The organism is Terrabacter carboxydivorans (assembly GCF_039532035.1).
Lineage (GTDB): Bacteria > Actinomycetota > Actinomycetes > Actinomycetales > Dermatophilaceae > Terrabacter > Terrabacter carboxydivorans.
In genome coordinates this window covers 1-787 of the sequence record NZ_BAAARE010000073.1, presented here as the reverse complement: position 1 = coordinate 787, position 787 = coordinate 1, and the positions used below count along the sequence as shown (strand labels likewise).

Below are 787 nucleotides of genomic sequence, written 5' to 3'. Positions count from 1 at the left end.
CACCGACCCGGCCCACCTCGCCGCAGCCAAACAGCTGCGGCAGCAGTACCTGCACCCCACCCAACCGGTGCCGGTTGCCGGCGACGAGCTCGCACGCGACCTTGCCGACTACGACCGAGCCTTCGGCCTGCTCGATGGCGCCCTCGAGCGTCAAACCCTCTGTGCGGTCGAGGAACTCACCGACGGCAGCACCGGCAGCAGCACCGGCGGCACCGGCGGCACCGTCGGCACCGGCGGCACCGGCGGCACCGGCGGCACCGGCGGCACCGGCGGCACCGGCGGCAAGGCTGACGGTGAGGTGGCCTGATGTCAGCAAAGGCCAAGACGGACGCCGTCAGTACGGCGCTCAAGCAGCTGACCTACCTGTCGGCAGCGTTGAAAGCGCCTCGAATCGTCGAGTCCGCTGCTCGGCTGGCCGACCATGCCCGCGACGCCGGCTGGACCCACGAGGAGTACCTCGCCGCGGTCCTGGACCGGGAGGTCGCCGCGCGCAACGCCTCCGGCGCCCAGCTGCGGATCCGGGGCGCCGGCTTCCCCGCGCGCAAGAGCCTGGAGGAGTTCGACTGGGACGCCCAACCCGCCGTCCGCCAGCAGATCGCCGCCCTGGCCTCCGGCGGGTTCCTCACCGAGGCCCGCAACGTCGTGCTGCTCGGACCGCCGGGCACCGGCAAGACCCACCTGGCCACCGGCCTGGGCATCGCCGCCGCCGGCCACGGCCACCGCGTGCTGTTCGCGACCGCGACCGACTGGGTCACCCGCCTGACCGAGGCCCACCGCGCCGGCCGGC

2 protein-coding genes are annotated in these 787 nt (G+C 74.2%); both read left to right on the top strand.

Annotated elements, in window-relative coordinates; translation table 11 throughout:
* Positions 1–307 (top strand): hypothetical protein (locus tag ABD297_RS23610; RefSeq protein WP_344257617.1); only part of this gene is annotated, 307 nt, incomplete at its 5' end.
* The coding region (locus ABD297_RS23605) for an ATP-binding protein (RefSeq protein ID WP_344257615.1) at positions 307–787 on the top strand (481 nt) is incomplete at its 3' end. The genes ABD297_RS23610 and ABD297_RS23605, both read left to right, overlap by 1 nt.